Below are 25,200 nucleotides of genomic sequence, written 5' to 3' on the forward strand. Positions count from 1 at the left end.
ACTTGTGATAAAAAGTCAAATTTGTCTAAGAACGGGTGCCGCTGTGGTGCCCGCTCCTTGCTCCGGATTGGTGCCGGGGCTATTTAACCCACGAGGAGGTAACACGAATGCGTACCTACGAAACAATCTACATCGTCAACCCCGAAGCGACCGGCGATGCCTATGCCGCGATCGTTGACAAGTTCAAGGGAGTCCTGACCGAACAGGGCGCCAGCATCATCAAGGTGGATGAATGGGGTGTCCGCAAAATGGCCTATCCCATTAAGAAACAAACCCGCGGAAGTTATGTCTTGACTGTATTCGAGGCTCAGCCCGAGGTCATCAAGGAATTCGAGCGCCGCATGCGGATTGATGAGACCATCATGAAGTTTCAGACGGTGTACCTGGAAAAGGGGTTTGAAGCCTCTGCTCCTGCCGAGGCGCAAGAGGCTGAAGCAGCAGTCGACCAGGAAGAAGAAGCGGAATAAATCTCTCGAACTGACAACGTGACCATCTATACGGAGGATATAACAAATGGCTATTGAAAAACCCGCTGGAAGAAGACCTGCAGGCGCAGGAGCGCCGAGAAGACGTTTTGTCCGTCGCAAGGGCTGCCGCTTCTGTGCCGACAAGACCATGAAGATTGATTATAAAGAAATCCGCACCCTGCGCTATTTTATTTCCGAGCGCGGTAAAATCGTGCCCCGACGTATTTCCGGTAACTGCGCCGAGCATCAGCGCAAGGTGTGCGAGGCTATCAAGCGAGCCCGCAATATCGCTCTGCTGCCCTTCACCGCCGGACATGCCATTGACTAAGGTGGCTACAGGACGAGAGCGTTAACATGGGACAGCGCGGGCTCTTTTTTTTCGGGAGTATCGTTCTGACCATCTTGTTGCAGATGGTCTCGTCCGCTTTGGGTGCAGGAGGCGTGCTGCTGGCTCTGCTGGTGCCGTTTCCCGCAGCCTATGTACATATGAGGTTTGGGGCACAGCTGGGGGGAGGTGTTGTCGCTGCCACGACGCTTCTATTGGCCGTTACCGGTGACCCCGCCGCTTCGCTGGGTTATTTTCTCCAGTTTGGCCTGGCTTCCTTTCTGCTGCCTCTGCTCCTGCGCCGACTCTGGCCGTGGGACCGGGCTGTGATTCTTACAACCCTGAGCCTGGTTGTTCTAGCTGCCATGGCACTCGGACTTTATGCGGGCAGCAAAGGGATATCGGTTAAGCAGATTGCCGCCGATTATGTACAGAAAGAGGTCGATCAGGCACTGCAGGTATACCAGCAGTCTGAAGTTACACCCCAACAGACGGCAGAACTCGAGCAGATGCTCCGGGGTCTCGAGGATTTTCTTTTACAGGCCTACCCGGCGTTGGCCATCACGGTAACCTGGGGGATTCTGCTGTTGCTGGTTTATCTTCTCTCGCGATTTTCTCGTGGGAGGTATGCCATACCCGGTCCACCCTTTCATTTGTGGAAGGCATCTCCGCTTCTGGTCTGGATCCTGATCGGAGGAGGATTTGGTGTGGTGCTGTTCAACGGTCTTATTGATGTTGTTTCACTCAACCTGCTGGCGGTTGTGCTGCCGATCTATTTTTTGCAAGGATTGGCTATTGTCAGCTACTTTTTTATCCGGAAGAATATTTCAACCGGTTTCAGGGTCATGGGATATCTTCTCATTTTTTTTCTCAACCCATTGCCTATGGTTGTCACCGGCTTTGGAATTTTCGATTTATGGGCGGATTTCAGAAAACCCAAAATTAAAGAAACGTAGATCCTTTTCAGGAGGAGATCGATGGAAATCATCCTTACAGAGAACGTAGAAAACCTCGGCAATATCGGTGACTTGGTTAAAGTAAAGCCCGGTTATGCTCGTAATTACCTGGTCCCCCGCGGTCTGGCCATGGAAGCCAACACCCGGAACATCAAAGAACTTGAGCATCAGAAGCGTCAGATGGCCCGCAAAATGGAGAAGATTACCGATGCGGCCAATCTCCTTAAGGGGAAAATCGAGGCGGCTACCTGTGTGATCAGCCACCGGGCCGGCGAGGAAGGCAAGCTTTATGGCGCCGTCACCACGATGGAAATTGAAGCTAAGCTCAAGGAAGCCGGGATTGAGATTGATCGTAAAAAGATTCAGCTCGATGAGCCGATCAAAACACTCGGAACCCACGAGGTGCCTGTTAAGCTGCAAGCCGGCATTGTGGCCACTATCAAGGTCAACGTTGTCGCCGCCGAGTAAAATGTTCTCCAAAAGGGGAGGGAGCAGTCGTTCCTTCCCCTTTCTTCTTTTTCTCTTTTCACCTGCGACCCGGTGTTGATGAATGGATAAATTACCGTCTCATCGGCTTCCTCCCCAATATCTCGAAGGGGAAATGTCTGTTCTCGGTGGCATTCTCCTCGAAAACCAGGCGCTGAACAAGGCACTGGAAATCCTTGTGCCTGACGATTTTTATCGGGAAAGCCATCGAAAAATCTTCAAAACCTTGATTGACCTCTCTGAACGCGGGGAGCCTGCCGATCTGGTTACTCTCAGCGCCGCTCTCCAGCAAAATGGCGAACTTGACGCGGTCGGAGGGGGGAGTTACCTCGCCACCCTGGTTGATTACGTTCCCACTGCCGCCAACATTACCTACTACTGTCGTCTGGTCAAAGAAAAAGCCATGGCCCGCCATCTGATCGAGGTGGCTACTGAAATCGCGACCCGCGGCTATGAGGGGGGGGACATGGAGTCTACTCTCGATTGGGCGGAAAAATCGATTTTCGATATCACCGGGATGAAGACCCGGCCATCCTATTTTTCGACCAAAGAGATTCTGAAGGACACCTTTAAAGCGATAGAGAAGCTCTACGATCGCAAAGAGTTGGTCACCGGTGTTCCTACGGGATTTCTGGATCTTGATCAGATGACCGCGGGCCTGCAGGGTGGGGATCTGATCATCATTGCGGCACGTCCTTCGATGGGAAAGACCGCTTTTGTTCTCAACCTGGTGGAAAACGCCGCCGTCCACGCCAAGACCGTCACCCCGTCAATCGTCTTTTCTCTGGAAATGAGCAAAGAGCAGTTGGTGCAGAGGATGCTCTGCTCCATTGCCAAGGTCGACGCCAGCCGTTTGCGCACCGGCCACCTGGGAGACTCTGACTGGCCCAAGCTTACCAATGGTGCCGGTTTTCTAAGTGAAGCCCCCATCTATATCGATGACACCCCCGCCATTTCTATTCTCGAGCTGCGGGCCAAGTGCCGCCGCTTGAAAGCGGATAAGGGCCTCGGGCTTATCGTGGTTGACTATCTTCAGCTCATGCGCGGCCACAACGCCGAAAACCGTCAGCAGGAAATATCGGAGATATCCCGTTCGCTTAAAGCGCTGGCCAAGGAACTTAATGTGCCCGTCATTGCGCTCTCTCAGCTCAATCGTTCATTGGAAAATCGTACCGATAAGCGTCCCATTATGGCTGATTTGCGTGAGTCGGGTGCAATCGAGCAGGATGCCGACGTGATCATGTTCATTTACCGTGAGGCGGTTTACTGCGAAGCGTGTAAAAAGCGCGACAATTCCTGTGAAAAAGGGCATGAAAAAGATGCAGAAATTGTTATTGGTAAGCAGCGTAACGGTCCCATCGGGACCGTGCATCTGACCTTTCGTGGTGAATACACCCGTTTTGAAAATCAGACCAGAAGGGACGATGGCGCCTAGGTTACGCTCTGTCCTTCTCGATATGAAGATAGCCCCTGGAGACAAGTTCCCCAGGGGCTATCTTTTTAAGACGCAAAGGAATGGCAGTAATCAGTCCTTTTTAACATCGATTTCCAAGGTCTGAATCTTTTTCCTCAAGGTGTTGCGATTGATCCCCAGAATGTCGGCGGCCTTCACCTGGTTGCCGCGACATTTTTCCAGAACGATGCGGATCAGGGGCCTTTCCATCTGATGAAGGACCATTTCATATAGATTATTCAGTTCGTGAACCTCGACCTGGAAAAGGGCGGATCGCAATTTGTTGGCAATGAGGGTTTCGAGAGAATTGCCGTTGTCTTCCTCCGGGCCGGTCGGAGCGAGAAAGGAGAAGTCGGCAGGGGTAAGGAGCGGATCGGGTGACAGCAGAACGGCCCGTTTAATGGCGTTTTCCAGTTCTCGCACATTGCCCGGCCAGTTGTGGCCTTGCAGGAGGGAGAGGGCTTCGGTCGTACATCCCTGGGTGCTCACTCCGAACTCTTCGCGACTCCGGCCGATGAAAAACTCGGCGAGAAGGGGGATGTCGTCTTTTCTTTCCCGCAGGGGAGACAGGTGAAGCGGCACGACATTGAGACGGTAAAAGAGATCCTCACGGAATTCCCGCGCCTGTACCCTGGCGTTAAGGTCCTGGTTCGTGGCGGCAACGATACGCACATCGATCGCAATCGGCGTGGTTCCTCCCATGCGGGTGATTTCCTTTTCCTGAAGGACGCGCAGGAGTTTCGCCTGCAGATCCAGTGGCATGTCCCCGATTTCATCGAGAAAAATGGTGCCGCCATTGGCCTGCTCGAATTTACCCGTTTTCCGTTCAACGGCTCCGGTAAAAGCTCCTTTTTCAAAGCCGAAAAGTTCGCTCTCCAGCAGATCGCGAGGGATAGCTGCGCAGTTGATGGCGACAAAAGGTTTGCCCAGTCGCGAGCTATTGAAGTGGATGGCCCGGGCCATAAGTTCCTTGCCGGTGCCGCTCTCGCCCGTGATGAGGACCGTCACGTCGGAAGGGGCTATTTTGCCGAGGATTTTGTAGGTTTCCTGCATGGCCCGGCTCTTGCCGATGATGGTTCGGTCGACTTTGTAATGATCTTTCAGTTCGTCCCGTAGACGATGGACCTCGTCGGTTACAGTCGAAGCTTTTTCCGCCTTCATGATCGTGGCGTCCAGCGCGTCAAGATCAAAAGGCTTGGTAATGTAATCGTAGGCGCCGCCCTTCATGGCGTCTACCGCGTTTTTCATGGAGTTCTCCGCCGTCATGATGATGACCAGGGTGGCGGGCTTTTCCGCGAGGAATCGGGACAGCAGTTCCAGGCCGCTTATTTCCGGCATTTTAATGTCAAGAATGGCCAGGTCGTAATGATGCTGCCGGAAGAGGCTCAGTGCCTCTTGGCCATCCGCGGCGAGATCGACCGTCAGGCCTTTTTTGGACAGGGCTTTAGAAAGTACCCAGCGGATGCTTTCTTCATCGTCGGCCACAAGAATACGGCGAATGGGCATGATTCCTCTCCCGATCTGTCGTTGTATGACGTCATTGGTTTTAACGAAAAGCTATCAATCAGCTTTCCGCTTTTGCTGTCTCGTCGCGATCTTTCGATTGACGGATGAACGGTAAGGAGACGGCGAATGTAGTCCCTTGACCTGCAGTGCTGGTCACCTTGAGAAATCCCTGATGTTGTCGGACGATTTTCTGGCAGGTAGCCAGGCCGAGCCCGGTCCCTTTGGTTTTGGTCGTGAAAAAAGGCGTGAAGACCTTGTCGACCAGGTCGGGGGCAATCCCTTTGCCATTGTCAGTCACTTCGACCACAATCAGGGGGACAGGCCTGTTTCCCGTCTGGGTCAGATGAAAATCCGATGCGACTCGGGTGGTGATTTCAATCTGGCCTTTTTCATCAATCGCTTCAGCAGCATTCTTGATTAGATTCAAGAAAAGCTGGGTAAGCAGATCGCGGTCCCCCAAGATGGGGGGGATGCTTGGGTCGAGCCGCAAGACAAAGTCAAGTTTTTTGTCTCGCTGGGCTTCCTGCTGGAAAATGACGATGTCGCGGATGACCTGAGCAAGATTCACTTCTTCAAGCACCGGCAAGCGGGGACAGGTCAGGTCCATGAGTTCCTCGATGATGCGGTTGATTCTTTCCGCCTCCCGAGTCATGATCCGGGCATATTCCTGCAAAGGGCTATCCTCAGGGAGTTCCATGACCAGCAGTTGAGAGGCGCCCTTAATGCCCCCCAGGGGATTCTTTATCTCGTGGGCCAGACCGGCGGCAAGGGTTGACAGCATGCCAAGCCGATCAGTTTGTCTTACCGCATCTTCAAGCTCTCTGACCCTGCTTAGGTCTCGAAGAATGAGCACCGCGCCATCCTGCTCACCCTGGGGGGAAAAAATCGGCGCGCAGGACAGACTTACGGGAAGAGAGGCCATGCCGGGCCGGTTGAGGAAAATGTTTTCGTGATCGGAAATCGACCTTCCTTCGCGCATGGCCGTTTGAATCAGGCGGATTACGGCAGGCTGTCCGATAAAAATCTGTTCGTAGTGGCGCCCCACCCCCTGCCGCTCTGAGAGCCCTACGAAGGCCTGAGCCGCCGGATTGATGAAAGAAATCCGTTCTCGGCGGTTTATGGCAATGACGCCCCGGTCGATACTCTCCAGGATGCGAAGGTAAAGCTGGAGATCTTCCGGCGGCCCTGACTCCCTGCCCATATCAGTCGGCCACTCCCTCGGCGTTGGTGGCTAAAAAAGACTCTAAGAGTACTTTCATGTCCTTCAGGTTTCCGGTCTTGTTAATGGCCTGACGAAAATGCGCTGCGCCATTGAGGCCGCGAACATACCAGCACAGATGCTTGCGCATATCCATGACGGCCTTGTAGCTTCCGAACAGGTCGACAAAGAGATCGAGGTGTTTGAGGGCGACCCGCAAACGTTCTTCCGCCGAAGGCGGCGCAAGGAAGGCCCCTTCGAGGGCGGCGGCAATCTCTTTGAAAAGCCAGGGGTTGCCATAGCCACCCCGCCCGATCATAATGCCGTCGCAGCCTGTTTTTTTCAGCATGCTAAGGGCATCGGCGGCGGAAAAAATGTCGCCACTACCGATGACGGGGAGGCGGGATTGCTCCTTCAGCCGGCGGATGTGTTGCCACTCCGAGTGCCCACTGAAGCCCTGACTGCGGGTTCGTGGGTGCAGAACCAGGCCGTCTGCTCCTTCTTCCTCGGCAATCCGGCCAACCTCAAGATAATTGATGGTCTGTTGATCCCAGCCGGAGCGGATTTTGACCGTGAGAGGCAAAGGGGTGGCCTTGCGAACAGCCGCTACGATTTTCCCGATCAAAATGGGGTTCTGCAGTAAGGCGCTGCCAGCTCCTGAGCGAACCACCTTTTTTACGGGGCAGCCCATGTTGATGTCGATCAGTTCACCGTCCTGGCTGACCATGGCAGCGGCGCGGGCCAGAACATCCGGAGAATCAGCGAAAAGCTGGATCCCAAGTGGCCGTTCTTCGGGTGTTGATCGCAGAAGCTCCCGTGTGCGCACCCCGTCACGGATAAGGCCGTTGGCACTCACCATTTCGGTAAAGACGAGGCCTGCCCCGAACTCCTTCATGATGAGACGGTAGGGCAGGTCGGTGATGCCGGCCATCGGGGCCAGAATCAGGTTGTTTTTCAGTTGTAGTTTCGAGAAAGAAATGTTTTTTTGCATAAATTTTAGGCATACTATCATGGCTGATAATGAAAGCAAGAAAAAACCGTGCCCTGTTCTTGACTTCAAACTGAGATAAGCTAGTGTTTAGCTTGCTCGGCATACTGTATACAGAATTGGCTTGACAGCCTCCTCTTGAGTTTGTTAGAACATTTTTTGAAAATGAAGGAAAAGTGGGGGTCAAACCGCCCGCTTTTATTTCCTTTGGAAACACCTCTTCCGTTTATTGCTTCCGTCCTTCGGGCGGTTTGGTTGAAATTGTCTGGGGCCTTTTGGGTTGGTGAACCGTCCGGTTCATCGCATTTCATTTCACTAAAGGAGAGAGAACATGTCCACACTGAAGGAGACTCTGCGCAAAAAGATCGAAGAGCACCGTCCCCGCACCACCCGGCTTGTCAAGGAATTCGGCGACGTCAAGCTGGGTGATGTTACCATTTCGCAGGCTATTGGTGGCGCACGCGGCATCAAGTGTCTTGTAACCGACATTTCTTACCTCGATCCCATGGAAGGCATCCGCTTCCGTGGCAAGACCATTCCTGAGACTTTCGCTGCTCTGCCCAAGGTTCCCGGTTCCGACTATCCTTATGTCGAGGGATTCTGGTGGATGCTGCTGACCGGCGATGTTCCCACCATGGAGCAGACTCTGGAAGTTGTGGAAGACTGGAAAAAACGTTCTCAGATCCCGGCTTACGTCATCGACGTGTTGCGCGCTCTGCCCCGTGATTCCCATCCGATGGCCATGTTCTCCGCTGCCATCGTCGCCATGCAGCGCGACTCTGTGTTCGCCAAGAACTACGCTGCCGGCAAGTTCAACAAAATGACCTGCTGGGAAGATATGTACGAGGACGCCAACGAACTGATGGCGAAACTCGGCCCCATCGCCGCTTATATCTATCGCATGAAGTACAAGGGGGACACCCACATTCCTGCCGATCCCAAACTCGACATGGGTGGGAACTTCGCTCACATGATGGGTGTTGACAAGCCTTACGACGATGTCGCCCGCATGTACTTCATTCTGCATTCCGACCACGAGTCCGGCAACGTTTCCGCCCACACGACTCATCTGGTTGCCTCTGCTCTGTCCGACGCTTACTACTCCTATGCCGCCGGTATCAATGGCCTGGCTGGCCCGCTGCACGGTCTGGCTAACCAGGAAGTTCTGGCCTGGACCCAGAATTTCATGGACAAGTTGGGCGGCAAGGTCCCCACCAAGGAAGAGCTGGAAAAAGCTCTGTGGGACACCCTCAACAGCGGACAGGTTATTCCCGGATACGGCCATGCCGTTCTGCGCAAGACCGATCCCCGCTACACTTCCCAGCGTGAATTCTGCCTCAAGACTCCGGGCCTGAAGGAATACCCGCTCTTCCAGCTGGTTTCCATGATCTTTGAAGTGGCTCCCGACGTTCTGCTCAAGCACGGCAAGGCTAAGAACCCCTGGCCGAATGTTGACGCTCAGTCCGGTGTTATCCAGTGGTACTATGGTGTCACCGAGTATGACTTCTACACCGTACTGTTCGGTGTAGGGCGTGCTCTTGGCTGCTTGGCCAACATCACTTGGGACCGCGCTCTTGGCTATGCTATCGAGCGGCCCAAGTCTGTTACCACGGCTATGCTGGAGGATGCTGCCGGCATCAAGTAATCCGTCAGAAACAGGTGTTTCTGAGTTTTTTGCCATTTCATGGGGGTGTCTTGCGACACCCCCTGTTTTTTTGGAAAAGAAAAAGGACCGTAAGAACGGTCCTTGATGGGGGGGCTATCTGGCTGGGCGGGAATGGCCGCTATTTCTTGTCGGGTCGGGTTGCGTAGAGAAGGATTTTCTGATCCGTATAGCTCTCGACTTCGCCTGCAAAAGTCTCGATTTGAAAATAGTTGTGCACCGAAGCCGGTGCTTCAATAAAGAATTTATTCAATTGCTGCACTCCGGTCCTACCTAGTCCGGCCCGCTTAGCCCATACGGGGAAGTCGTGGGTTTTGGGGATCGTCAGAGTTTCATGGACGGTGAATCCGGCTTCTTCAAGCATCTGCACCCATTGAGACCGGGTATAGGCCTGCACATGGGTTGGGTCCCGCATCTTCTCCATGGTCTGATAGAAATCAGCAATTTCAGGGTCGTCCGGCAGCAGAGTATCTATGATAACCATGCGACCGCCCCGTCGCAGAACACGAAAAAACTCCCTGACGGCCCGGGGGACATCGGGGAAATGGTGGGGAGCGATACGACACGTGAGCAGTGTAAAGGCCCCAGCCGGAAAGGGAAGGTCCTCTGCGTCCGCTTCACGAAAGGTGACATTTTCAACCCCACCTTCCTCGCTAATGTACTCCTGGGCTTTTTTAAGCATCTGCATGGTGAGGTCGGAAGCTACAACGCTGCGAACCTTGGGGGCAAAGTAGAGGGCAGTGTGGCCCCCACCGCAGGCGACATCGAGAAGAATGTCGTCAGGTGTTGGCTTTAGAAGACGGTCGGCTTCAGCCAAGTCATCACCCTGGGCGAAACCTCGGTCCTTGACATAGCCATCGGCCGTTCTGCCAAACTGCTCTCTTACTTTGTTTTTGAAGTCATTTTTCATGGTTTTTCCCGGCCCCTTGCGTGATCTGAAGGCAGTGTCTCCTGAAAAAGAAAATCGCTTTTTGTTTTCCAAACTTTAACAGGTCAAGATATTTTCGCCTGTAGAGAGCAAAGGAATTTTATTCAAAAAACAAAAATTTGGCGGAGAATAGCATGAACGAAGGCTCTTGAAAAGGCTTGTTTGGCCGGGCGAATGGCATTGGTTTAAAGGTAATGCACTGAACCGGAAAGGGGAAATAACCCGCTCTCGGCTAGCGGGCTTCTGTCGCAGTGACAGGCATAAGTGCGGCCAGGCGATTTTCAAGATCTGTTGTTAATTGTGTCAGGTTGTCATCATGCGCATGGGACAGGTCGGGAACTTCTCGCAGGATGGTGGCAAGGCGCCGGGCTGCGCTAAGGGCCATTTTGCAGTTCTCAGCCAGCGTTTGGTCCGGCTCTTTTCTGGCGTCGGTCACCTCGCGAAATTGCTTGCGAATGGTCGGCAGGCTACGATCCTGCTCGATAACCGCAGCGCGCAGGGCGTCGAATTCCTCCGGGGGAAAATTCTGCTCTTCTCTGGCTTGGCGAAGAAGGTCGATGGAGCGGAAATCGGGCAAGGGTTTCAGTTCGCCCTTGCGGGCTAAAAGGGCCGGCTCTTCTTTTTCCAGGTAGCGATAAGCCAGCGTGAGTTTCTCTGCTGTTGGTTTTTTGATACGGACTTCACGGGAACAGTATTCCTCGAAAGAGGAATAACCCCAGTGACTGAAAAGTTTTTCACGATTGACCAGTAATAGCTGCTCCCCTAATTCAACCCAGGACGACTTGAATCGTTTGGCCACATCCAGCACCCGGTAGCGTTCCGAACCGGGATCAAGCTCCTGCATGAGTCGTTCGATATGGATTTCACCGGATGTCTTGGGGACTTCGTTCATGTCTTCTCCTTTGTGTGCATATCGTCAGGCGCCGAAGTCTAGCACAAGGTTGGGGGTTGGTGAAGTAGAATTGCCTTGGTTCCTTCTTCCGATGAAAGTACAATGGCGCGCAAATATTCAGGGCGGTTGCAGTCAGGTTCTTTGAGCAGGAGGCGATGTGGCAAATAACACTGGGTTCATCGTAGGACCCGAAACAGTAAGAATGGTCGAATTGGGGCACCCGTGGGTCATTGCGGACCGCTACACCAAAAGGTGGCCTTCTGGTCATGCCGGCGATATTGTCGCTCTGATCGATGAGAGTGGAAGGTTTGTCGGGACGGCCGTGCGTGATCCCGGGGATCGCATCACCGCCCGTGTGCTTTCCCGGCATCCCATGAAGCTGGACCGGGGCTGGCTTGAAAAGAGGGTCAGCCAAGCTGTGCGTCTGCGCGAGAGCCATCTCGACCTTGAGGGAACCAACGCTTTTCGCCTCATCAACGGCGAAGGCGACTTTCTGCCTGGGCTCACTGTCGACCGCTACAAAGATCATCTCATGATTCAGCTGTATTGCGGAGGCTGGAAGCCTTATCTGGGACTATTGTCCGAAGTGCTCCAGAAGTTTTGCCGGCCCCGTGGTATTTATGAAAAACCTCGCCCCCAAGACACACGCAGTCTAGCCGCCAGCCGGGATGACAAAAAAATGAGTCGCCTTCTTTGGGGAGAGCCGGTTTCGGGAAAACTGGCTGTTCTGGAGAATGGCGTGAATTTCCTGGTGGATTTGGGGGAAGGGCTCAACACCGGACTCTTTCTCGATCAGCGAGAGAATCGAGCCGATCTCATGCGGCGAGTCAAGGGGACACGTGTTCTCAATCTGTTTGCCTACACAGGCGCGTTTTCCGTAGCAGCTGCGGTGGCCGATGCGGCCAAAGTGACCAGTGTCGATGTGTCGGAGCCCTATCTTGATTGGGCCAGGGATAATTTCGGTATTAACCGCCTCAACGCCAAGCGGCATGAATTTATTGCTGGCGATTGCTACGACGTTCTGCAGGATCTCCATCGGCAGGGGTGTTGTTACGATGTCATTGTCATGGACCCTCCCAGCTTTTCCACCACCAGCAAAAGCCGCTTTACGACCCGTAAGGGAACTTCAGATCTGGTTGCCCTGGCTTCGCGTCTCCTGGTGGATGGTGGGCTACTTATCACCTCCTCCAATCTTCAGAAGATGGATGTCGCTGACTATCTCAAGGAATTGAGGCGCGGCGCTTTGCAGGGCGGTTGCGAGCTCAGGGTGATCCAGTTGACGGATCAGTCAGCCGACTTTCCCTATCCCGTCACCTTTCCGGAAGGACGCTATCTGAAATACGTCATCAGCGTAAAGCATGAAGCATAGGGCGTTTTAAACAATTTCATCGAAAGTCATTCTCACCTGCGGAGTTTTTCTGGGACGCTTCCTTGCCTTCGGTACGGCAGAAATACATCCTGGTAAAGAAACTGGTAGCCTGCCAGATTCTCTCTGGTCAACACGGGGTGTCCGTTGGGCAGAATGAGAAAGGGCTCCAGCTGCTCGCCACCCACCGAGCCATGCCCACCGACCTGATCATCAAAACAGACGATCCTGTTTCCATCGTAAGCCCCGAACAGGATCAGGTCCCCACAACTTTCCTGATTGGCAAAACGGCACAGTTCTGGAAATATCTTTTCCGGGTCGCCATAAGGGGCCAGGAAAGACAGTTGCGATTGGTCGGGAACTTTGTCCGGCTGCGCACAGAGGCGGCCGTGGCGGTGAAAGAAGCAGACCTGTCCGTCTTTGCCTCTAGCGATGAAAAAACCGATTCCCTTGTGTCGTGACAAAAACTGCAACAGCAGAGGCTGCTGGGCCTCCAGTTCGCACCAATGGAGTCTCTGGGGGGCTCCGGTCAAATAGAGGTGGGCCAAGGAGCTGGAGTAGGTGATGACAATGCCGCCCTCCGGGTCTACCTTCAGGGTTTCTGGAACCAGAGCATTGATGCGACGCTGAAAAAACTTTTTGCTGGCACGGTAGACCTGATGACGCCAGCCTTTCGGGCTATCCAGTTCTTCCTCAAGATATCCCAGCTGGAGGTGGGTGAATTCCAGTGGGCCGCTGGAGACGGTGGCCTCTTGGTTTTCCCGCAGGAAGGCGCTTACGGCCTCTCCCAGGGTCGCCCCGAACCGGTCTCGGAAGGGGTAGCCCGGAGTCTGGCCATGGTCGGAGAGGATAATGAGTTCATAGCGTCCGCCGGGCGCATGACGCAGCATCCGCATGATTTCGCCAATGCGCTTGTCCGTGTACTTCAGGTTTTTGAGCGCCTGGTGCGAGGCGGGGCCGAAGTGGTGTGCCAGTTCATCATAGCCGCTGTAGGTCGTATAGATGTAAGGGACCCCGGCATAGATGTCGGCGATGACCCCGAACGTCTGGAGTTCGCGAAGAATCACGTTGCAGAAAATGCGGATGAAAGGGAAGAGCCCTTCACGCACTTTCCAGGGTCTGGTTTTGGCGAAATGCCAGCGGTCATAGATTTCCATGAAATACTCAAGGACCGAGGCCACCATCATTCGACAGACCCGTAGCGGATGAAGGACCAGTAAGAGAAGAATGCGGGAGCCACCGAAACGACCAAAGAGGGTCTGCGGGTGAGGGGAGGAGACGGTGAAGACGCTGCGGGCGGCACCGCCATCTAAAATATTGGAATAGGATGAGCCGCCTTCGAGCAGTCCGGGCCGCCCATCGAACAGTTCCTCTCTAAATTTCTGCACGTGGTCGATGTCGTTGCAGCTGAACAACTGCCCGGATTTTTTGTCGAACCAACGGAAAGCCGGAATACCTTCCTCAAGGCCATAAAATATGGTGGCCTGCGCGGCGGGAGTGGTGCTGGGCAGGCCGGCCTGGTACTGCCTAAGCCTGTAGCCCCTGGTGAGATGTCTTTGAATATTGGGAAGATACCCCTTCTCAAGGGCCTGCTTGAAATGGCTGGTGGAGAGTCCGTCAATCTGGATGCCGACAAAGCCTGTCGAGCGTCCCGAGCGCCGCTTCTGCAAGCGTTCTTTTCGAAAGGGGTAGAACTTGAAAAAGTAATAGATTCGAAAAACCCTGTCCAGCAATTGCGTCCAGTGCACGGCATCATCTCCTTGATGTCTGTACATCAAGTATAGCAGTCGTGACGGGAAATCTCTAAGAAGTCAGGGGGATTATAGCTCTGGGAATAAAAAAAGGCCGGGACGAGGGGCCCCGGCCTTGAGGTGATGATGCTTTAGTCGACAACGCTGGCCTTGTTGATGACGACTGCTTCCTTGGGGACATCCTGATGCATCCCTTTGTTGCCCGTGGCTACCTGCCGAATGGCATCGACGGTATCGATACCATCAATAACCTTGCCGAAGACGGCGTAGCCATATCCCGACGGCGTCTCATTTTTGTGATCTAAAAAGGCGTTGTCCTTGACGTTGATAAAGAACTGGCAGGTGGCGCTGTCAACGACCTGTGTTCGCGCCATGGCAATCGTCCCTCGCAGGTTTTTCAGCCCGTTGTTGGCTTCGTTGCGGATCGGACCGCGGGTCTTTTTTTCTTTCATGTCCGCGGTCATGCCCCCACCTTGGATCATGAAGCCGTCAATGACGCGATGAAAAACAGTGCCATCATAAAACCCGCTGTTAACGTATTCGAGAAAATTGGCTGTCGTTTTCGGAGCGTTTTGGGCGTCGAGTTCCAGGGTGATGTCTCCCATGGAGGTCTCCAGTCGGACAGCAGGATTCTTTTCGCTCATCGGTGTGTCTCCTTTTTGAAGGGATCGAATTTAAAAATGCAAAAGGCCAGGAGAAGTACTCCCGGCCCTGATTTGCTGTGGTGCCGAAGGCCGGAATCGAACCGGCACGGCCAGAAGCCATCGGTTTTTGAGACCGACGTGTCTACCAATTCCACCACTTCGGCAAAGCGGAGTGAATTATAGAAATATATGGGGCCACGGTCAAGGGATTTGAGTGTATCGATGAAAAAAAGGGGAGGCGTGTCGGTGGTCAGCTAGGGGCGCCCCTTTGAGGGGCATCAGGAAATTCCTGATATCCCTGTTTCGATTTTTTTGGTAAGGTTGCTCTGGTATTGCTTGCGAACAAAGCCCCGCAAGCAAAGGGGCCCCGCATGGTGTGGGGCCCTTCCTTTTTTGGGGGTAGTGCTCCTGGGAAAAAAGTCCCCCGGCGAATAAACACCGGGGGCATAACAGGTACAACCATTCTGTGTGTTTCGACGTCTATAATAAAAAATTAGAAAATTATTAGTCAACGATTTTTTAGCTGAAATGGCTCAAATCACAAAAAAAGCCTGCGAAATAATTCGCAGGCTTTTTTTATTTGGTGGAGCTAAGCGGGATCGAACCGCTGACCTCTTGAATGCCATTTTTGGGCTCACCCGTGGACATGGCTGTTTGTATTAAGCTTTTTTCTTGTTCGTTTTGGTCCATGTGTCGGTAGCTGTCTGGCCTTGGCGCAGGCGGTCAATGTTGATGTGGGTGTATTTCTCTGTTGTGCGGATCTGGGTGTGCCCCAGGATGGCCTGGGTTAGTCTCAGGTCTCCTGTGGCTGCCAGGGTGTAGGTGGCGCAGATGTGCCGCAGGGTGTGCGGGCCTTTTATGGGGACGCCTGAGCGTTCGCTGGCGGTTTTGAAGAGGTTTTTCATGTGGGTATAGGGCTTGGGGTTTTTGGGGTCGCTTTTGTCGCTGGGGGCTACCAGGCCGGTCTTTTTTTTGATGGGCTCCAGGATGGTTCTTGCTTCTTCTGGCAGCACGGCGATCCGTGGGCGGCCACCCTTCTGGCTGAAGTAGATCACGCCCTGGTGCCAGTCGATGTCCTCCCAGCGCAGGTGGGTGGCTTCTTTGAAGCGCAGGCCGGCACGAACCATGATCCAGATCAGCGCGTTTTTGGGGCCTGGCAGGCGGGTTTTGGTGGCCTTGTCCCAGGGCCCGTCGTTTTCGAGGGCGTCGAGCCATTTCTGCAGGCCCTCTGGCGTCGGTATTCTGGGCAAGGGTTCGCGGTAGGGTAGGCGGTGGATTTTGAAGGGCAGGGGCCTGGCCATGCCGCGCTCGACCATCCAGCTGATGCAGCTCTTGAGGTAGTCCAGTTCGAGGTTGCAGCTGCGGGGTGTTGCCTGCCGTTTTGTTTTGTAGGCGTCGATGCTCTTTTCGGTGATGCGAGGCACCTGGAGCTTGCCGAAGTGCGGCTCCAGGTGCTTCATGGCCCACAGGATGCTCTCCACGGTTTTGGGTGCCCGGTGTATCCGCATCCAGGCGATCCACTCGGGGAACACGTCGCGCAACATGGGATTGGTGACGTTGTGGATGGCCCCGCCCGACTGCCGCAGGTTCATTTCGATGCTGCGGGCTTCGGCCTCGTCGCAGTCGTAGACGGTGAGGTGCTCGTTTTTGCCCTTTCTGCCCTCGGGCCGCCATCGGATGATCCAGGCGTTAGGGATGGTTTTGTGCTTCTGGATGGACATGCTAGATTATTCTGACGGAGATATTGCGCACCGTACATATCTCGATGCGTCTTTCGGCCCGTTAGATATAGTCCCATCTTCGTGCCTAATATACCAAGAGTCGGGTGTTGGTGCAGGAAGCGACGATGGATAAGTTTCAGAAGATGTCCAGAATATCCGATAATATGTTGGCCCCAAAAACGTGTCCTCAAAGAAGTCTGTGTCTATGGCTGGTGAAGCACCTGGAGTTATGATGGTATAAAGTTCACCTACGGAAGGAAGGTGCCATTCTGTAAATCCGGACAGATTTAATTGGTCACAATATGCCATCGCATCGGTCCATGTCATGGCTCCAGGCGTTCTTTTTTGCCATAAAATGCCAGTGCTTTGGTCTAGTACAGTATTTTCGGAAAGATTTAACAGGTTTTCGCGTTGTTGATTATCCCCTGATACGCATATAGTTAAAAAGCTTGAATTGCTCATGTATGTATACAAATACCCAAGGCTCGAATTGAAAGCATAGTAATTGTCGTTTATCGGGCTTGAATAGGCCCATACTTCGGATTCGTAGTATGGGGCCCCGCTAGGTATTAGGGTAAACGGGAAGCCTTCCGCCTTGTAGTCAAAAAAACTGATCAGCTCTTTTGGGGTTGGCATCCTCCATACTGCTCCATCCCCGCTATCCAGGTTAGAGCAGTATGAATATGCGGCAGGCCATGAAAGTTTTGGTCTGGGAAAGTTCATCTCCCATCGCAGTGATGTCAATGGGTCCACTTCATAAGCGAAATATGAAACCTCGCCACCGGGTATAGGCTGTTCGACATTGCCTGAACTGTCGCCACCACAACCAGTTGCAAGGAGAATACTTGCCGAGATTATAGCTCTGTATAAACGCCTCAAGGGATCAACCTCTTTTAGTTTTTTGCTCATCCTAACATTTAAGTAACCCTCAAGCCAAGCCGCCTCATCTCTAAGCGGAGTTCTGCTCCGCCAAGTCTGAGCCTCCTCCGCCGTTTCCCCGCGACTCCTGAGCGTCATCCTCCAGCATATTAAAAGCCGCCCTCCGAATCTTCTGGCTGGCGGCACGGTAGTTTTCAACTAGAAGCATCTCTTCTTTGCTCAGGCTGCTGTTCGACGAATAAAGCCCGGCCGCCTCACATATGCTCTGAGCGAAGGCTTTGTCGCCCTGGTATGCAGCCTTCGCCAATTCGACCAGCGCGGCCTCCCGAGATGGTTCTTTGGGACGATCTGGCTCTTTACCCGTGATGAGCCAGTCGAGAGTCACTTTGCAGGCGCAGGCTATTTTTTGGAGAGACTCGATAGGAACCCCACGTTTTGCACCCCCTTTTTCATATTTTGATACGGCCGCCTTTTCAATTCCCAGGAGATCGCCAAGGTCTGCCTGGGTCATGCCTACCAAGTCTCTGGCGGCCTTAATTCTTCGGCCGATATCCTCGTTAAGTCTCTGCATGGTGAAAAAATACCGCCTTTTTTCCTTTCTGTAAACCCAGTCTACAAAAAAGAAACAAACGAAAAAACATATACTTATGTATGTAATTTTATCCGATATGGGCGCCCTGTAGTAAAAAATTTGTTGATTTTCTCCTTGACAGTCTGCGTTTTAGATACTAATATCTGCTTAAAAGTATCCAAAAAGGAAACCTGACATGACTATCGGTGAGAAAATCAGACAAAGCCGCAAAAGCAAGGGCATGCGGGGTGAGGACCTTGGTCTTGCCGTAGGTCTCACCAAGAGCACCATTTCGAAGATTGAGAAGGACGGTATCAAGGGTGGCCCTGACCCGGAAACTCTTGTCAGGATATCGGAGGCGCTGGAAGATAAGTCCATCCTCATATATGCGCTTCTAAACAACCCCATCTGTCAGCGCATAATCCCCAGGGCTTTCGCGCCCCTGAACAACATCAACGAGAACACGTCAGCCATTTTGGCGAAGCTTCGAGAGGAGCTTAACGAGGCTGTCGAAGCCGTTGACATTCTTGCCCGGATTTTTAGCGTCAAGGACCCAACAACAACCCCGGCCTACAAAGAGACGCTGCTGGCGAAGTTGGAGCAGATTATTGACGCGCCGCGCTGCATCGAGGAGCTTTTTGCTCACCTGAAGGAGTGCGGCGCCATGAGCGAAGAGGAGCACCTGGAGGTGCATATCCGCCAGCAGGCCAAGGTGGAGGCGCATGGCCACCACAAGCCCTGCCAGAAGGTAGCGTAGTGACCATCGAGCAGCGTCTAGACCAGATCGAAGCTCAGCAGAGGCGGATCATCGCCATGCTTGAGGCTCGCCTCGATTCCTCTGACGAGCCAAAGGGCATGGACGCTGTGACGCGTGAGGCCATATTTTCTCTGCCTGATCCGGTGGCTGCTTTGCGAGAGCGTGGCCGCAAACAAAGGCAGATGATGAGGGCAAAATGACTCGTGAAGCTATCGAGAGTGAGCTGCTGGCCTATTTGTCTGAGCCGGCCGGGATGGTGGAGTGGAATAATTTTGCCTTTGACCTGCTGGTCGGCGAGATCATCAAGAAGGGTAAGCCTGTGGCGGAGTTGACGCTGGGTGAAATGATGGAACTGGCAGAGCACGTTAGGGCCAGGGTCAATCGTGTCTATGTGGGGGGTAAAGGATGAAGCTGCAACAGATTCTCAACTTGGTGCGGGACGAGGCCGAGCGTATCTCTGATTCTGGTGGGCTGACGATCGTTACGCCGGCCAGGGAGGCTGACGTGCGCAAGGCGGTATCGATCATGGCTCATCTGGCTTTGCGTGCTGCCAGCGCTCCTGTGGCGGATTTGGCGGCGCTGTCTGATGAGGCGGCCAGGATGGCCTCGGCTCGCTATCTCAAGAGACATGGAGGGCATCATGGTTAGGGCTCTGTTGGTTCTGCTGTTGGCTTTATTGGTGTATGGCCTGGTGGGTGGCATTGAGGCTGCTGATCACGCTGATGTCGAATATCAGGCCTCGATGAGCTCTACCGAGGCGCGGGCCTGGGGGCTGAGATGATGCAGTTTAATTTTCCGCCGACTAAGTTTGCCGAAGAGAACAGCGGCTTTAGCCAGGTGTATCATGTGATCAGTGAGGCTTTTGAAGCCAAGGAGGCTCTGCTTGAGGGCCGCAACGATGACATGCTGGAGGAGCTTGCTGATCTGCATCATAGCCTGGAGACGTTCTGGCGCATCCTCGGTAAGTCGTTGGGTGAGGATCACGTGGAGATGATCTTCGAGCGAGTCATTCTGAAGAACAGGAAGCGGGGGTATTACAAGTGATCGAGGTCGAGTGCCGCACATGCCAGAGCGCCAGGCTTTGCCCTCAGCGCCTCAAGAGTGAACGTCACAGACTGGCTCTAATGGCTTTTGCCCACGGCACTGATCATGACGATTGCCCCCATTACTCCCCGCGCTGGCACCATGGCATTGAGGGTGTCCTTTCCTCCCCGTGCCCCTCCCTCCCATCCGCAGCAAATGATAGGAGATCATAAGATGGTCACCGTGAAACTGACAGGTATCGAGGCGGCTATGCGTGCCTATGACCCGGCCAGAGTGTCGCAGGCAGCGAAACTGGCCATCAACGAGACGGTCAAGAAGATCCACACCGATGCGATCTCTTCGATACGGAACGAGCAGGGTTACAACATCAAGGCGGCGGACCTGAGGAAGAAGGTGAAGATCACGGCGAGGGCTTCTGTTGCCAACCTTGCAGCCGTTGTCACTGCATCGGGCCGGCCTATCTCTTTGTCTTACTTCGGGGCAACCCAGTATCGGGGCCGGACGGTGAAGACCAGGGGAGGCCAGAAGACTCTCAAGCGAAGAAGCAGCAAGAGTGGCGTGTACGTAACCATCAAGCGGGGAGAGAAAACCCATCTGACTGATGCATTCATAGCCCCAGTGAAAGCCACATACAAGAACGGCGATTTTGCTGGGTTTCATATCGGAGTCTTTAGGCGGATGGGAGACAAAAGGTTAAAGATTGCCGAGAAGCGTGTGGTCACGATTGCCAGTATGTACGGCAACGCCCGGACCGAGCGGGCCATACGAAAAGCAATCGATGGGAGCTGGAACAAACGGTTTAATCATCACCTTTCGAGGTTGATCAAGTGAGCGCGGGTCCTTCCATGGACCAGGTGCCCTGCGGGTAGCAAGCGCCCGATAAGTGGGTCCATTTAAATTTTTGATTTTTGGCGGAAAAACGTAATTTCGCCTTAATTTTTAAGAGGTTTGCTGTGAGTGTGATATCTGCCGTGTTGACTGGGATGACTCCCGAAATGGCTGTGGCCGAGCTGAGGCCGGAGCTGATTGACGATGAGGCCGCACGGCGCTGGGTAATGCGGTATCTGCACCCGACAGGTCTGTGGTGCCCCCGTTGCAGCTCCGACGATTTCAGCATGATCGTGACTGCTACCTGGTTCGATGGTGGCCGGGTCCAATGCAAGAGCTGCGGCAAGTGGTTCACGAATCGTACAGGCACGCCCTTTGACGGGTGCGCCATCAGCTGGCGCGATCTCTACGCTCTCCTGCTGTTCAATGGCATCGGTTTCACTTTGGGTGAGATCGCCTCACGCCTCGACATCCACCCCGACACCGTTTCGCGCATGCTCAAGCGTATCCAGGAGCGCGCGAATGTCTGAACTCGTCGACATCAAAGAGCAGATCGAGGCCCGCCGCAAGGCCGAGGCCGAGCAGCTGGGCGATCCGCCTCCGGAAAAGAAAAAAACGACCGGCGGGCCAGACGACCCTCGTTTCGTCATGCAGTGCCTCAACAACAACGAGCGGGGTGACGGTGTGCTCTTTGCTGCCCTGCATCGCGGCAGTTTCCTCTGTAACAAGTCGAAGAAAGAGAAGCCCTGGATGAAATGGGGCGGTCATCACTGGCAATACGATCACCTCGACGAGGCGGTCAGAGCCGTTGAGGCCGTGGCCATGAAGTATCTGAGCCAGTCCGGGCTGATCTCCGACGAGATCGCCAAGATCAAGGAAGAGGTGGAGACGCTCGAGCAAAAAGCCGACACTTGCAGCGCCGATGACGACAAAGCGGGGGAGAAATCCGCCAAGGCGCAGATTGAGCGCAAAAACGCAGAGATTGCCAGACTGGCCACCAAACGCAAAGCCCTCGACCGACGGGTGGATCGTCTTCGAACGGTTCGGGGCGCCGGCAACTGCCTCACCTGGGCCCACTGCATCGAAGAACCCCTGGCCATCAAAGGGGATGAGGTCGACCTCAAGCCCTGGCTTCTGCCGTGCCCCAACGGCGTGGTCAACCTGCGCACCGGAAAACTCCAGCCAGGAGACCCCGAAGACTATCTCGTCAGGGCCGTATCGATTCCATTTCCAGAAGGAAAAGACGTCGAGCACTACCTGGCCACCGGGGAAGGGTTCAAAGGCCAATTCTGGGAGAAGTTCATCCGCGAGATCCACGAGGATGACGAGCTCCGGATCGCCTTCGTCCATCGCCTGCTCGGGTATTGCATCACCGGCCTGCGCACCGAGCACTTCATCGCCTGCTTCCTGGGTGAAGGCGCCAACGGCAAAGGCACCATGTTCGAAACCTTGCACGATGTGTTAGGCGAGATGGCCTGGTCGATCGAGCCCGAGCTGATCCTCGACCAGAAAAACGCCAAGAGCTCCGGCGGACCCAACGCCGACATCATGAGCCTACAGGGTCGGCGCCTGGTCGTCGCCTCAGAGACCGAGCAGAACCGCCGAGTCAGCGCGGCAAAGGTCAAACGCCTGACCGGTGGCGATACCCTTACAGGCCGGGCCCCCCACGACAAGTACGAGATCAACTTCAAACCAACACACAAACTGGTGCTCTACACAAACCACCCGCCGAAGGGCCTGGCATCGGATTTCGCCATGTTCCGCAGGCTGCTCTACATCTGGTACCCGCTGCGGTACGTCGACAATCCCGAACAGCACAAGGAGAAAGATCCCCAGAACGCCGCCATCTATCGCCAGAAAGATCCCGATCTGCCTTCCAAGCTCAAGGCAGAGGCGCCCTGGATACTCGCCTGGCTGGTTCGCGGCTGCCTGCTCTGGCAGAAAGAGGGGGGGCTCAACCCGCCCGAGTCCATTCGGGCCGCTGCAGAAGCGATCCGCCGAGACGAAGACCACATCGAGCGCTTCATTGAAGCCATCTGTGAGCGGGTCCCACCGAACCGATATATCAGCTTCAAGTCGTTCTACGACAACTTCCGCAAATGGTACGAGGAAAACGTCGACGACAACAAGAACAGCCGCTGGATACCGACCAAAAAAGGCGTAGCCGACCAGCTGCGCCGCAAAGGATACCAGCTGCCGCCGGCCAAAGAGACCAGCGGGCAGGTGCTGGTCTACGGATTGGACATCCCGGGAGTCCTTGTCTGACGACATGACCATGTCGGACGGATGCAGCAGGGGACCGGGGTTATGACGACATGACAATCAAAAAAACGGCCTAAAAATGGTCATCATAGGTGCAACATGTTGAAAACAAACAACAAAAATACCGTTCATGACGATATGACGAAATTACCAGAAAAGACCCATCGCGCGCGTGCGCGCGTGCGTTAAACATACCGGTTCTGGGCAACTGGAAATAAATAAAAATGTTTCAAACTTTCTAGGAATTTCATCATTTCATCATAAGTAAAACTTACTGCCAATAAAAACAGGCAGTTAAAACAATTATGACGATTTAAACCACTAAAACAAGATCATCATATCGTCATAACTTTCAGGGGCTTCATGAACATTCTCGATCTGGCATCAAAACACGGACTTTCACCCAAGCGGTTCTCTTCGGCCAAAGGCGGAACCTTCGTTTCCCCTTGCCCGAAGTGCGGCGGGACTGACCGTTTCCAGATCTGGCCCGAAAAAGGCCCGCATGGAGAGTTCTGGTGCCGGAAGGGCGACTTCAGCGGCGATGCCATCACCTGGTTGAAAGAGATCGAAGGCCTCAGCTGCCCTGATGCCCACTCACAACTCGGCATCGACTGCACCTCCTCGACCTGCCCCGTGCTCGATAAATGCAAAAAAGGCGAGGGCAAATCCCAGCGCAGCGAAGACCGCCAAAGAGAAACACCGAAACAGACGGTGGCCGGGCCAGACTGGGCACCCTGCGAAGCTGACGCACCCGCCGACCTGTGGCGTCAGCAAGCCCAGCGCCTGGTCGACTGGGCGCATGAACGCCTGCTGGCCGACGAAAAAAGCCTGGCCTACCTCGCTGCCAGGGGCCTCGATCGCGCCGCGGTCGAAACCTTCAAGCTTGGCCTCATCCCCGACCTGCCCAAAGTCAACTACAGGCCGCGGGCCTCCTGGGGGCTGCCCGAACAGATCAGCGAGAGAACCCAAAAGCCCAAACGCCTCTGGATTGCCCCCGGGATACTCATCCCTTACTTCGATGCCGTTGGTGTTCACCGGATCCGCATCCGCCAATGGCAGGGCGATCCCCGCTACTACTGGCTGCCTGGGTCGGGAAACGACGTTGTTGTTCTTAACCCATCGGCCCAGGCCCACGTTGTTGTCGAATCCGATCTCGACGGGCTCCTGGTTGTCTATAAAGCCGGTGACCTCGTCGGGGCCGTCCCTTTGGGCACTTGTAGCGCCAAGCCCAAGCAGACCGCCGACGACTGCCTCCAAAAATCGCTCTCCATCCTGGTCGCTCTCGATGCCGATCAGGCCGGTGCGAACGCTTCGAAATGGTGGATAGACCACTTCACCCAAGCCGAGCGCTGGCCCGTACCCGCCGGCAAGGACCCGGGCGAATACTTCCAGGACCACGGCGGCGATATCCGCGCCTGGGTGCTCGCCGGGCTGCCTCCGGCCTTCCACGTCACCAAGCCGGTGCCGGCCGTGCCCAAAGCTGAAGAGCCAGCCCCTCAGGTACCGGAACCCGAAAAACAGCCCGAGCTGCTCGTCAAGCTGACGAAGACCCGCGCAGGGCATGACATATACCTCTGCACCATCCACCCGGCCCCCCAGCATGTGATCGACCAGGCCGCAGCCGAAGACATCCCGCTTTTCACGGCGCCTGAAATAGCGCGGATGCGCGACTGCCTGCCTGAGATGGTCGACCACGTTTTGAGCGTGAAGAGGGTTTTCCCTGGGGCTGTGGTGGAAGAGATCATTAACGAGAAGGAGAGAGAGAAATAATGGCAAGCGTAGCCGAAAGAAACTCCATCGCCGTCCTGGTCATGGTCGAGCTTGTTGCCGGCATGTTCCGCCGCAAGGCTTCGGACACCCTGGCCGTGCAGCTCGATCGCATCGACGCAGCGCTCGAACAGTGCTGGCCGCATTGGCAGGTGCTGAGTCATCGCGAAGTTGAGCGCATTTACCAGACCGTGCAGCAGTTCGATGAAACCACCTTCGGCGGCAAAGAACACAATCCGGCCTTGTTCACCTCCATGCTGATCGCCATGGTAGAAAGCGTCGGCTCCAAGGTCAAAGGATGCAAAGCCGATGTGATCGGGCAGCTGCACAGGGCCGTCATGGCCGTGCATCGCTATTACGACCGAAGCCTGCGCCGATGGAGCGATTACCAGCTGGCCAGCCAATATCTCGAAGCGTGGGAGGTGCAGTGATGACCAAATCAACACGCCCACACAGACTATCCGGATCAACCTACGAAATCGCCACCGGGTGCGGCCAAGTGTACGTCACCTGCAACGACCAGGACGGCCGGCTGTTCGAGGTATTCATCAAGCTCGGCAAGTCGGGCGGATGCGGATCCGCAACGATGGAAGGCCTGGGCCGAGTCCTTTCGGTAGGCCTGCGCAGCGGCACCAACCCGGCAGATATCGCCAAAACCCTGGCCGGCATCCAGTGCCACCGCTCCCAGTCGTGCCTGGACGCAGTGGCCGAGGCGATCAGAGAGCATGAAGGTACGAAGGGATAAAGG

At 54.6% G+C, this 25,200-nt stretch carries 29 protein-coding genes and 1 tRNA gene; 19 read left to right on the forward strand and 11 right to left on the reverse strand.

The features are described 5' to 3' along the window. Nucleotides 1-107 precede the first annotated feature (107 nt). From rpsF to dnaB, 5 genes are all read left to right on the forward strand, one after another. Nucleotides 108-467: a 30S ribosomal protein S6 gene (gene rpsF / locus MJO47_RS09090; protein ID WP_253960811.1), complete on the forward strand. Its 360-nt coding sequence runs from the start codon at nucleotides 108-110 to the stop codon at nucleotides 465-467. A gap of 46 nt (nucleotides 468-513) precedes the next feature. Next, nucleotides 514-795, forward strand: coding sequence for a 30S ribosomal protein S18 (gene rpsR / locus MJO47_RS09095; RefSeq protein WP_253960812.1), 282 nt, complete (start codon nucleotides 514-516; stop codon nucleotides 793-795). A 26-nt stretch (nucleotides 796-821) separates the two neighbouring features. Beyond that, on the forward strand, nucleotides 822-1,748 hold the full coding sequence (locus tag MJO47_RS09100; RefSeq protein ID WP_256502569.1) for a DUF2232 domain-containing protein: 927 nt from the start codon (nucleotides 822-824) through the stop codon (nucleotides 1,746-1,748). Nucleotides 1,749-1,769: 21 nt separating this feature from the next. Continuing rightward, nucleotides 1,770-2,216: a 50S ribosomal protein L9 gene (gene rplI / locus MJO47_RS09105; protein WP_253960814.1), complete on the forward strand. Its 447-nt coding sequence runs from the start codon at nucleotides 1,770-1,772 to the stop codon at nucleotides 2,214-2,216. 82 nt (nucleotides 2,217-2,298) lie between these two features. Beyond that, nucleotides 2,299-3,669, forward strand: a complete 1,371-nt coding sequence (gene dnaB, locus MJO47_RS09110; RefSeq protein ID WP_253960815.1) for a replicative DNA helicase — start codon at nucleotides 2,299-2,301, stop codon at nucleotides 3,667-3,669. Between the two features lie 90 nt (nucleotides 3,670-3,759). Here dnaB and MJO47_RS09115 read toward each other — a convergent pair whose 3' ends face one another. From MJO47_RS09115 to dusB, 3 genes are read right to left on the reverse strand one after another with little or no spacing between them, the layout of a single operon-like run. Further along, nucleotides 3,760-5,193, reverse strand: a complete 1,434-nt coding sequence (locus MJO47_RS09115; RefSeq protein WP_253960816.1) for a sigma-54 dependent transcriptional regulator — start codon at nucleotides 5,191-5,193, stop codon at nucleotides 3,760-3,762. Nucleotides 5,194-5,251: 58 nt separating this feature from the next. Continuing rightward, nucleotides 5,252-6,394 carry a nitrogen regulation protein NR(II) gene (locus tag MJO47_RS09120; RefSeq protein ID WP_253960817.1) on the reverse strand — a complete coding sequence of 381 codons (1,143 nt, stop codon included), beginning with the start codon at nucleotides 6,392-6,394 and terminating at the stop codon, nucleotides 5,252-5,254. Between the two features lies 1 nt (nucleotide 6,395). Further along, nucleotides 6,396-7,382 (reverse strand): tRNA dihydrouridine synthase DusB, encoded by a 987-nt coding sequence (gene dusB, locus MJO47_RS09125; protein WP_253960818.1) that lies wholly within the window; start codon nucleotides 7,380-7,382, stop codon nucleotides 6,396-6,398. A gap of 328 nt (nucleotides 7,383-7,710) precedes the next feature. Here dusB and MJO47_RS09130 point away from each other — a divergent pair, with 328 nt between their 5' ends. After that, complete coding sequence (locus MJO47_RS09130; RefSeq protein WP_253960819.1) at nucleotides 7,711-9,024, forward strand: citrate (Si)-synthase; 1,314 nt, start codon at nucleotides 7,711-7,713, stop codon at nucleotides 9,022-9,024. 139 nt (nucleotides 9,025-9,163) lie between these two features. On the opposite strand, the gene MJO47_RS09135 is transcribed toward MJO47_RS09130, so the two are convergent. Both MJO47_RS09135 and MJO47_RS09140 read right to left on the reverse strand, forming a co-directional pair. After that, a complete protein-coding gene (locus MJO47_RS09135; RefSeq protein ID WP_253960820.1) occupies nucleotides 9,164-9,952 on the reverse strand; it encodes a class I SAM-dependent methyltransferase in 789 nt (262 codons plus the stop codon). 250 nt (nucleotides 9,953-10,202) lie between these two features. Further along, complete coding sequence (locus tag MJO47_RS09140; RefSeq protein ID WP_253960821.1) at nucleotides 10,203-10,862, reverse strand: hypothetical protein; 660 nt, start codon at nucleotides 10,860-10,862, stop codon at nucleotides 10,203-10,205. Nucleotides 10,863-11,019: 157 nt separating this feature from the next. Between MJO47_RS09140 and MJO47_RS09145 the strand changes: the two genes are divergently transcribed. After that, entirely contained in the window at nucleotides 11,020-12,231 is a 1,212-nt protein-coding gene (locus MJO47_RS09145) for a class I SAM-dependent rRNA methyltransferase (RefSeq protein WP_371926661.1), read from the forward strand. A 32-nt stretch (nucleotides 12,232-12,263) separates the two neighbouring features. Here the strand turns inward: MJO47_RS09145 and MJO47_RS09150 are convergent, their stop codons facing one another. The 6 genes from MJO47_RS09150 to MJO47_RS09175 form a co-directional block, all read right to left on the reverse strand. After that, on the reverse strand, nucleotides 12,264-13,976 hold the full coding sequence (locus tag MJO47_RS09150; protein WP_253960822.1) for an alkaline phosphatase family protein: 1,713 nt from the start codon (nucleotides 13,974-13,976) through the stop codon (nucleotides 12,264-12,266). Nucleotides 13,977-14,110: 134 nt separating this feature from the next. After that, nucleotides 14,111-14,623, reverse strand: coding sequence for a peptidylprolyl isomerase (locus MJO47_RS09155; RefSeq protein WP_253960823.1), 513 nt, complete (start codon nucleotides 14,621-14,623; stop codon nucleotides 14,111-14,113). Nucleotides 14,624-14,701: 78 nt separating this feature from the next. After that, nucleotides 14,702-14,787, reverse strand: a tRNA-Leu gene (locus MJO47_RS09160). Between the two features lie 495 nt (nucleotides 14,788-15,282). After that, nucleotides 15,283-16,344 (reverse strand): site-specific integrase, encoded by a 1,062-nt coding sequence (locus tag MJO47_RS09165; RefSeq protein WP_253960824.1) that lies wholly within the window; start codon nucleotides 16,342-16,344, stop codon nucleotides 15,283-15,285. Nucleotides 16,345-16,350: 6 nt separating this feature from the next. Further along, nucleotides 16,351-17,253 carry a DUF1566 domain-containing protein gene (locus tag MJO47_RS09170; RefSeq protein WP_253960825.1) on the reverse strand — a complete coding sequence of 301 codons (903 nt, stop codon included), beginning with the start codon at nucleotides 17,251-17,253 and terminating at the stop codon, nucleotides 16,351-16,353. Between the two features lie 40 nt (nucleotides 17,254-17,293). Continuing rightward, nucleotides 17,294-17,794, reverse strand: a complete 501-nt coding sequence (locus MJO47_RS09175; RefSeq protein WP_256502579.1) for a helix-turn-helix domain-containing protein — start codon at nucleotides 17,792-17,794, stop codon at nucleotides 17,294-17,296. Nucleotides 17,795-17,990: 196 nt separating this feature from the next. Here MJO47_RS09175 and MJO47_RS09180 point away from each other — a divergent pair, with 196 nt between their 5' ends. From MJO47_RS09180 to MJO47_RS09235, 12 genes are all read left to right on the forward strand, one after another. Beyond that, nucleotides 17,991-18,551 carry a helix-turn-helix domain-containing protein gene (locus MJO47_RS09180; protein WP_253960827.1) on the forward strand — a complete coding sequence of 187 codons (561 nt, stop codon included), beginning with the start codon at nucleotides 17,991-17,993 and terminating at the stop codon, nucleotides 18,549-18,551. Continuing rightward, nucleotides 18,551-18,751: a hypothetical protein gene (locus tag MJO47_RS09185; RefSeq protein ID WP_253960828.1), complete on the forward strand. Its 201-nt coding sequence runs from the start codon at nucleotides 18,551-18,553 to the stop codon at nucleotides 18,749-18,751. Before MJO47_RS09180 ends, MJO47_RS09185 begins: the two co-directional genes overlap by 1 nt. Next, a complete protein-coding gene (locus MJO47_RS09190) occupies nucleotides 18,748-18,960 on the forward strand; it encodes a hypothetical protein (protein WP_253960829.1) in 213 nt (70 codons plus the stop codon). Before MJO47_RS09185 ends, MJO47_RS09190 begins: the two co-directional genes overlap by 4 nt. Next, nucleotides 18,957-19,199 (forward strand): hypothetical protein, encoded by a 243-nt coding sequence (locus MJO47_RS09195; protein WP_253960830.1) that lies wholly within the window; start codon nucleotides 18,957-18,959, stop codon nucleotides 19,197-19,199. The genes MJO47_RS09190 and MJO47_RS09195 overlap by 4 nt, the downstream gene beginning before the upstream one ends. Then, complete coding sequence (locus tag MJO47_RS09200) at nucleotides 19,192-19,332, forward strand: hypothetical protein (protein ID WP_253960831.1); 141 nt, start codon at nucleotides 19,192-19,194, stop codon at nucleotides 19,330-19,332. The genes MJO47_RS09195 and MJO47_RS09200 overlap by 8 nt, the downstream gene beginning before the upstream one ends. After that, nucleotides 19,329-19,595 carry a hypothetical protein gene (locus tag MJO47_RS09205; RefSeq protein ID WP_253960832.1) on the forward strand — a complete coding sequence of 89 codons (267 nt, stop codon included), beginning with the start codon at nucleotides 19,329-19,331 and terminating at the stop codon, nucleotides 19,593-19,595. The genes MJO47_RS09200 and MJO47_RS09205 overlap by 4 nt, the downstream gene beginning before the upstream one ends. Before the next feature lie 213 nt (nucleotides 19,596-19,808). Beyond that, nucleotides 19,809-20,426, forward strand: coding sequence for a phage tail protein (locus MJO47_RS09210; RefSeq protein WP_253960833.1), 618 nt, complete (start codon nucleotides 19,809-19,811; stop codon nucleotides 20,424-20,426). A gap of 122 nt (nucleotides 20,427-20,548) precedes the next feature. Continuing rightward, nucleotides 20,549-20,953 (forward strand): hypothetical protein, encoded by a 405-nt coding sequence (locus tag MJO47_RS09215; RefSeq protein WP_253960834.1) that lies wholly within the window; start codon nucleotides 20,549-20,551, stop codon nucleotides 20,951-20,953. After that, on the forward strand, nucleotides 20,946-22,688 hold the full coding sequence (locus MJO47_RS09220; RefSeq protein WP_253960835.1) for a phage/plasmid primase, P4 family: 1,743 nt from the start codon (nucleotides 20,946-20,948) through the stop codon (nucleotides 22,686-22,688). The genes MJO47_RS09215 and MJO47_RS09220 overlap by 8 nt, the downstream gene beginning before the upstream one ends. Before the next feature lie 360 nt (nucleotides 22,689-23,048). Then, nucleotides 23,049-24,455: a primase-helicase zinc-binding domain-containing protein gene (locus MJO47_RS09225; RefSeq protein WP_253960836.1), complete on the forward strand. Its 1,407-nt coding sequence runs from the start codon at nucleotides 23,049-23,051 to the stop codon at nucleotides 24,453-24,455. Continuing rightward, the gene (locus MJO47_RS09230) at nucleotides 24,455-24,883 is read left to right on the forward strand and encodes a hypothetical protein (RefSeq protein WP_253960837.1); all 429 of its coding nucleotides are present in this window, start codon (nucleotides 24,455-24,457) and stop codon (nucleotides 24,881-24,883) included. Before MJO47_RS09225 ends, MJO47_RS09230 begins: the two co-directional genes overlap by 1 nt. Continuing rightward, on the forward strand, nucleotides 24,883-25,197 hold the full coding sequence (locus tag MJO47_RS09235) for a TSCPD domain-containing protein (protein WP_253960838.1): 315 nt from the start codon (nucleotides 24,883-24,885) through the stop codon (nucleotides 25,195-25,197). The genes MJO47_RS09230 and MJO47_RS09235 overlap by 1 nt, the downstream gene beginning before the upstream one ends. Nucleotides 25,198-25,200: the final 3 nt, after the last annotated feature.

The sequence above is a fragment of the Desulfuromonas sp. KJ2020 genome, from assembly GCF_024197615.1.
GTDB lineage: Bacteria > Desulfobacterota > Desulfuromonadia > Desulfuromonadales > SZUA-540 > SZUA-540.